The sequence below is a fragment of the Corynebacterium sp. genome, assembly GCF_012837295.1.
Lineage (GTDB): Bacteria > Actinomycetota > Actinomycetes > Mycobacteriales > Mycobacteriaceae > Corynebacterium.
Window position 1 is genome coordinate 1 of sequence record NZ_DURI01000341.1, and the last position, 6,908, is coordinate 6,908.

A 6,908-nucleotide genomic window follows, 5' to 3' on the forward strand; every position below is an offset into this window, starting at 1 on the left:
CCGCCAACGCCGCCGCCCCCGAGCGCCGTCGCCGCCGCCGTTCCCGCACCGCCGCCCAGTAACGATCCACGCCGAAGAGGCGTCGTCAAGCAAGTCTTTTGCTTTGCGACGCCCGCGCCCAACCACCACAGGGAGAAAAACCATGAGCACCCCCGCCGCCACCTTCACCGCCGACGGAACCGCCCACGCCAACGGCGCCGGCAACAACGCCCCCGAGGGCACCCGCGCCGCCACCATCACCCGCACCGAGGTCGAGGACTTCCTCTACCGCGAGTCCCGCCTGCTCGACGACCGCCGCTTCGAGGAGTGGATCGAGTGCTACCGCGCCGACGCCGAGTTCTGGATGCCCGCGTGGGACGACGCCGGCGAGCTGACCGAGGACCCCCAGTCCGAGATCTCGCTGATCTACTACCCCAACCGCGGCGGCCTGGAGGACCGCGTCTTCCGCATCCGCACCGACCGCTCCTCGGCGACGTCGCTGCCCGAGCCGCGCACCGGCCACAACATCACCAACGTGGAGATCCTCGAGCGCCGCGACGGCGAAATCGACGTGACCTTCAACTGGATCACGTTCTACTTCCGCTACAACACCACCGACACGTACTTCGGCACCACCAACGTCACCCTCGACGTCACGGGCGAGTCGCCGCTGATCACCAAGAAGCGCGTGGTGCTGAAGAACGACTACATCCACCACGTCGTCGACATCTACCACGTGTAACCGACCCCGAACCGAGGAGAAACCCATGACGCACCAGATCGCGCTCGCCTTCGAGGACGGCATCACCCGCTTCATCGACTGCGAAGAAGACCAGACGGTCGCCGACGCCGCCTACAAGGCCCGGATCAACATCCCCTTCGACTGCCGGGACGGCGCCTGCGGAACGTGCAAGGCGTTCTGCGAGGCCGGCGACTACGAGGACGGCGAGTACATCGAAGACGCCCTGTCCGACGCCGAGGCCGCCGAGGGCTACTGCCTGCCGTGCCAGATGACGCCGCTGACCGACATCGTGCTGCAGGTCGCCACCACCTCCGAGCAGGCCAAGACCGGGGCGTCGACCGTCACCGGCACGATCACCGACATCACCCGCCACTCCGAGTCGACCGTCGGCTTCTCCGTCGAGCTCGAGGACCGCTCGCAGCTGGCGTACCTGCCGGGCCAGTACATGAACATCACCGTGCCGGGCACCGATCAGACGCGCTCGTACTCCTTCTCCTCCGGCCCGTCCGAGGACACCGTGTCCTTCCTGGTCAAGCTGACCCGCGGCGGCCTGATGACCGGCTACCTCGAGGAGCGCGCCAAGGTCGGCGACAAGCTGGCCATGACCGGCCCGATGGGCTCGTTCTTCCTGCGCGAGCCGCTCAACCCGATCCTGCTGCTGGCCGGCGGCACCGGCCTGGCGCCGGTCCTGTCGATCCTGGAGAAGCTCACCGAGGACGAGCTGCTCGACGTGCCCGTGCGACTGATCTACGGCGCCACGTTCGACATGGACCTGGTCAAGCTCGACGTCCTGGACACCTTCAAGGACCGCCTGCCCGACTTCGACTACTTCACCGTGGTCTCCGACCCCGAGTCGAACCACGAGCGCAAGGGCTACGTCACCCAGCACATGACCGACGAGCACCTGCACGACGGCGAGGCCGACGTCTACCTGTGCGGCCCGCCGCCGATGGTCGAGGCCGTCCGCGTGTTCCTGGCCGACCAGCCGAACCCGCCGGAGAACTTCTACTACGAGAAGTTCTCCTCCGCCGCCGCCCCGGCCGGCGCCGGCGCCTCCGAGGTCGAGGTCACCGCGACGTCGACCGGCGAGGGCGACGCCGCCCGCGACGAGGTCACCGTGTCCGCTCCCGGCGTGGTCACCGGCGAGGTCCACTCCGCCAAGGCCGACTCCACCTCCCAGTTCGAGGCCCGCATGGCCCTCGAGCTCGGTGCCCTGGAGCTCAGCCTGCACCGCCTCAAGGACATCGACCTGGAGGAGTTCCGCCGCCTGGCGGTGGCCGTCAACGAGCACATCGACGGCGAGAAGATCGTCGACTCGGATGCGTTCACCAAGTCCAACAACGAGTTCCACGAGTTCCTGTTCACCCGCACCGGCAACCCGGCGATGCTGGCGGCGTACCGCAACCTCGAGGTCATCGAGGTCATGAACCGCGAGCTCGCCGACGCGAAGTGGATCCAGGGCGACATCGCCGACGAGCACCTGGCCATCGTCGAGGCCGTCGCCGACCGCGACAAGGCGCGCGCCGCGGAGCTGATCCGCGCGCACAACACCCACGCGATCGACACCATGCACCGCGCCATCGACGACGAGGCGGCCACGGCATGAGCGGCCCCGTCATCGGACTGAAGAAGGCCACGCGCTCGGTGGGCGACGGAGCCTCCGGCGACGGCACCGGGGCCGGCGCGCCCGTCGGCGCCGACATCGGCGAGCGTCCCCGCCTGATCACCCCGGAGCGGTTCTTCGGCCAGGGCGTCGTCATCACCGGCGCCGCCCAGGGCATCGGCCGGGCCGTCGCCCAGCGCATCGCCCACGAGGACGCCTCGGTGCTGCTCGTCGACCGCGCGGACCTGGTCCACGAGGTCGCGGAGTCGCTGGCCGACGTCGGCGCCGGCACCGTGCATTCGGTCACCGCCGATCTGGAGACCTTCGAGGGCGCCTCCGCCGCGATGGCCGCGGCCGCCGAGAAGCTGCCGTCGGTCGACATCGTGATCAACAACGTCGGCGGCACCATCTGGGCCAAGCCGTACGAGCACTACGCGCCGGAGGAGATCGAGAAGGAGATCCGCCGGAGCCTGTTCCCCACCCTGTGGATGTGCCGGGCCGCGATGCCCGTGCTCATCGATGGCGGCGGCGGGACGATCGTCAACGTGTCGTCGGTGGCCACGCGCGGCGTCAACCGCGTGCCCTACGCCGCGTCGAAGGGCGGGGTCAACGCCCTGACCTCGGCGCTGGCGCTGGAGGCGGCGGAGCACAACATCCGCGTGGTGGCCACTGCCCCGGGCGGCACCCTGGCCCCGCAGCGCCGCGTCGCCCGCGGCCCGTCGCCCGAGGGCGAGCAGCAGGAGGCCTGGTACCGCCGGATCGTGGACCAGACCGTCGATTCCACCGTGATGGGCCGCTACGGCACGCTCGAGGAGCAGGCCGGCCCGATCTGCTTCCTGGCGTCCGAGGAAGCGTCCTACATCACCGGTTCCGTCCTCCCCGTCGCCGGCGGCGACCAGGGCTGATCCGGGCCCGGTGTCCGACCGGGGCCGCTCCGGTCCCGTGATGGGCCCGGGCCATTCCGGCCCCAACGCTCGACCGGGGCCGCTCCGGTCCACCGCGGCGCCCGCCGAATCCCCGATGCGAATCGGATCGGATTCGGCGGGCGCCGTTTCGTCGTCGGGGCAGGATGAGAACCGGATTCGGGTGCGCTGGACCGGGCGGCGCGTCACGTACCATCGGGGCACCATGCAGACCCGACGCCCGACGATCCAGAACCCGATCAGCCGCGCCCCGGCGCGTTCGTTGATCGAGCGCGTCGCGGCCACCGCGCCCGGCTCGGGGGCGTTGATCGTCCTGACGGGCCCGGCGGGGTCGGGCAAGTCGGCGGTGCTCGACGACGTGCTGGCCAACCTCCCCGGTTTCCAGGGCATCCGGGTGGCCGCGCTGCCGTGGGAAAAGGACGTCCCCGGGGGCATCCTGGCCCATGCGGCGACGAAAGCCGGCGCCGCGCCGGCGGATTCCCTGTCGGAGGCGTCGCTGCTCGAATCCGGGCCGGGCGGCACTGCGTCGGCGTCCGCCATCGCCGCGTTGGGGGCACGGCTGGCGGCGCACGTCGATCTTCCCGGTTCGTCGACCGTCATCGTCGTCGACGACGCCCAGCACGCCGACGCCACCTCGCTGCGCCAGCTGGCGGGAATTTCCAAACGCCTGGTCAACGGCCGCGTGGCGGTGATCCTGTCGGCCGACGAATCCGGCGGCGCCGCCGACGCCGGCCTCCGCGAGCTCATCGGCATCGCCGACGTGGTCGCCGCCATCGCCCCGCTGCAGGTGTCCGAGGTCCGCGACCTGGTCTACAACTCCGTCGGCGTCCCCGTCGACGCGACCGCCGCGACGGCCCTGCGCCGCATCACCGGCGGTTGGCCGGGCCGCATCCACGAGGTCCTCGACGCCGCCCCCGCCGACCACTGGCGCGCGCCGGCACCGTCGATTCCACTGCCCCCGACGTGGGCGGCGTCGCTGCGCGGGCGTTTGTCCTCGCTTTCCGACGACGTCCGCCACGTCGCAGAGGCCGTCGCCATCTTCGACGGCGGGGCCCCGGTGCCGTTGGTCCGCGAACTCGCCGCAGTCGATGCGGGGGCGTCGGCAAGCTCCGGGGCCGCCGGCGGTTCCGGTTCCCCCTCCGGTTCCCGCGACGATGCCCTCGACGCGGCGGTCGCGGCCGGTCTCCTCCGGGTCACCGCCACCGCCGGCTCCGCCACCGTCGATTTCGCCGTGCCCATGGACCGCGCGGTGCTGCTGGCCGAGCTGCCCCCGTCCCGGCGCGAACGCCTCCACGCCACGGCGGCGGACCGGTTGCTGGCCCTCGACGACGAGATCGGCGCCATCCGGCAACTGGCCTCCGCCGCCACCGGCCCCGACGCTGACCTGTCCGCCGCGCTCGCCGACCACGGCCGCGCCACCGGCGCCCGCGGCCACTGGCGCGACGCGGCCCGCCACCTGCGCCTGGCCGCCGACCTCGCCGCCGACGACGACACCCGGCGGTCGCTGAGCCTCGACGCCATCGAAGCCATGATCTCCGCCTCGGACATCCCCGAGGCCCGTCTCCACGCCCGTTCCCTCGAACCCGGTCCCGCCGATCCCCTCCAGGATGCGCTCCTGGGCTACCTCGCCCTGCACGAGGGCCGACGCGGTGAAGCGGGCAACCGAATCGACCGCGCGGCCACCGCCGCCGACGCCGAGTTCTCCGCCCTCCCCTCCGACCTGCGCGCCCGCATCGCGGCCCGCAAGGTCCTGCTCGGCCTCGTCGACTGGAAGCCCGAGGATGTCGTCGCCTGGGCCGACCGCGCCCGCCAATGGTCCGGGCCCCGCGACGGATCCGCCGCCGAAGCCTCCGCCATCGCACTGATCGGCCAAGCGGCACTGGACGGCCGCATGCCGTCCACGGGGCGTCGTGAAGCACATTCACCCCTCCACGCGCAGCGGCGCGACATGGCCCTCGGCTGGTTGTCCCTGGTCCACGACGACCCCGTGCTCGCCCGGCAGCTGCTGCAGAACCGCACCCAGGCCGAAGGCTCCGAACGCATCAGCCTGTGGATGGACGGTTGGCTCGCCCGCTCCCACTACGTCCTCGGCGAATGGGCCGACGCGATGAACGTCGTCGAACGCGGCCTGGCCCGTGCGGAGCGCTACGAGATCAAGCTCCTCGAACCGCTGCTGCTGTGGACCGGCGCGCAGATCGCCGCCTATCGCGGCGATACCGGGCTGGCGCGGTCCTACGTCAACCGGCTGAGCATCAGCCCGGACTCCTTCCACATCCAGTCCATCCCGTCGGCGATGTGCCGCATGCAGGTGGCCACCCTGGCCACCGACTCCGCCACCGCCGCCCGCGCCGGCGACATGCTCGCCGACATCAACTCGCGCCGCGACATCCTCCACCCCGGTTTTTGGCCGTGGGAGGACGTCTACGCGCAGGCGCTGCTGCGCGTCGACCGCGTCGACGACGCCGAGGCGGTCACCGAATCCGCCCTCGACCGCCACGACGGCAGCGGCATCCTGTCCCTGCAGGCGAAAATGTCCGTCCCCGCCGGTGGCTTGGCCATCGTCCACGGCGACGCCGACCGCGGCATCCGGCTTCTCGACGACGGCGTCGACGCCATCGAGTCCGTCCCCATGCCCGCGTACCAGAGCCGCATCATCTACGAATACGGGCAGGTCCTGCGGCGGCTCGGGCGGCGGCGCCGGGCCGACGAGATGTTCGCCCGCGCCGGCGAGATCTTCGCCGCCATGGGCGCCACCGAGTTCGTCGACCGCTGCAACCGCGAGCGCCGCGCCGGCGGCCTGGGCACCCGCGTCACCAACTCCGCCGGCCTGACGCCGCAGGAGGAGGAGATCGCCGCGATCATCGCCGACGGCGCCTCCAACCGCGAGGCCGCCGCCGAGCTGTTCCTCTCGCCGAAGACCGTCGAGTACCACCTCACGCGCGTGTACCGGAAACTCGGCATCCGCACCCGATCCGAGCTGCCGGGGGCGCTGCGGCGGAGGTGACGGGACCGCCGCCGCCATGGCGCACCCTTCTCCGGGGGCGCGCCGAGGCGTCGCAAAGCAACTGCCCGGCACCGGCACCGGCCCCGAACTCACGCCGCGGCGTGGGCCAGCCTGGCCAACGCCTCCGCGACGACCACGGGCACCTCGCACGGATCCGTGACGCGGACGACGACCTTCCCCTGGTTCTGCAGCTCCTTTTCGCGGCGGCGCTCCTCGCGGATGATGTCGTCGGTCTTGCCGTACGTCACGCCGTCGTACTTCACGTCGCCGTCGACTTCGAGGATCAGCCACCCGTTGATCAGGAAGTCGACGTAGTAGCGCTCCCCCGTCCGCCGGTCGATGAACTCCGCCTGCACCTCCACCGTCACGACGCCCGCCACCGCGCCCAGCAGCAGCCTCGCCTGCGACTCGCGCACGCTGCCGGAGTTCGGGATCGACAGCGCGACCGCCTCGCGGACGATGGGCGCGCCCTTGAACCTCGGGCCGGCGAGCATCGACGCGCGCAGCTTGTCCACCGCGAGCCCCGGCCACTTCCTCCGCGCGGAGTCGATGGCGGCGACGCCGGCCTCGAGGCCCTCGAAACAGCAAACGTCGCGCAACGTCCGGTGGATCCGCGTGACCCGCATCCCGTGTTCCACGTACACCCGGTCCGCCGCC

The 6,908-nt window shown here is 71.7% G+C and carries 4 protein-coding genes and 1 pseudogene; 4 read left to right on the forward strand and 1 reads right to left on the reverse strand.

Going from position 1 to position 6,908, the window contains the following annotated elements:
* Positions 1-142: 142 nt before the first annotated feature.
* The 4 genes from benB to GX015_RS11295 all read left to right on the forward strand — a co-directional run bounded on the left by benB (position 143) and on the right by GX015_RS11295 (position 6,251).
* On the forward strand, positions 143-721 hold the full coding sequence (gene benB, locus GX015_RS11280; protein ID WP_291345208.1) for a benzoate 1,2-dioxygenase small subunit: 579 nt from the start codon (positions 143-145) through the stop codon (positions 719-721).
* A gap of 25 nt (positions 722-746) precedes the next feature.
* Positions 747-2,327 carry a benzoate 1,2-dioxygenase electron transfer component BenC gene (gene benC, locus GX015_RS11285; protein WP_291345210.1) on the forward strand — a complete coding sequence of 527 codons (1,581 nt, stop codon included), beginning with the start codon at positions 747-749 and terminating at the stop codon, positions 2,325-2,327.
* A complete protein-coding gene (locus GX015_RS11290; RefSeq protein ID WP_291345212.1) occupies positions 2,324-3,229 on the forward strand; it encodes a 1,6-dihydroxycyclohexa-2,4-diene-1-carboxylate dehydrogenase in 906 nt (301 codons plus the stop codon). Before benC ends, GX015_RS11290 begins: the two co-directional genes overlap by 4 nt.
* A 223-nt stretch (positions 3,230-3,452) precedes the next feature.
* Positions 3,453-6,251: a LuxR family transcriptional regulator gene (locus GX015_RS11295; RefSeq protein WP_291345213.1), complete on the forward strand. Its 2,799-nt coding sequence runs from the start codon at positions 3,453-3,455 to the stop codon at positions 6,249-6,251.
* 89 nt (positions 6,252-6,340) lie between these two features.
* Here GX015_RS11295 and GX015_RS11300 read toward each other — a convergent pair.
* Positions 6,341-6,908: pseudogene (locus GX015_RS11300) on the reverse strand (hypothetical protein); the annotation flags it as partial.

What these genes read in the sequence shown, in the direction of transcription:
- benB (WP_291345208.1), top strand. Translation starts at nt 143, where the DNA reads ATGAGCACCCCCGCCGCCACCTTCACCGCCGACGGAACCGCCCACGCC.
- benC (WP_291345210.1), top strand. Translation starts at nt 747, where the DNA reads ATGACGCACCAGATCGCGCTCGCCTTCGAGGACGGCATCACCCGCTTC.
- GX015_RS11290 (WP_291345212.1), top strand. Translation starts at nt 2,324, where the DNA reads ATGAGCGGCCCCGTCATCGGACTGAAGAAGGCCACGCGCTCGGTGGGC.
- GX015_RS11295 (WP_291345213.1), top strand. Translation starts at nt 3,453, where the DNA reads ATGCAGACCCGACGCCCGACGATCCAGAACCCGATCAGCCGCGCCCCG.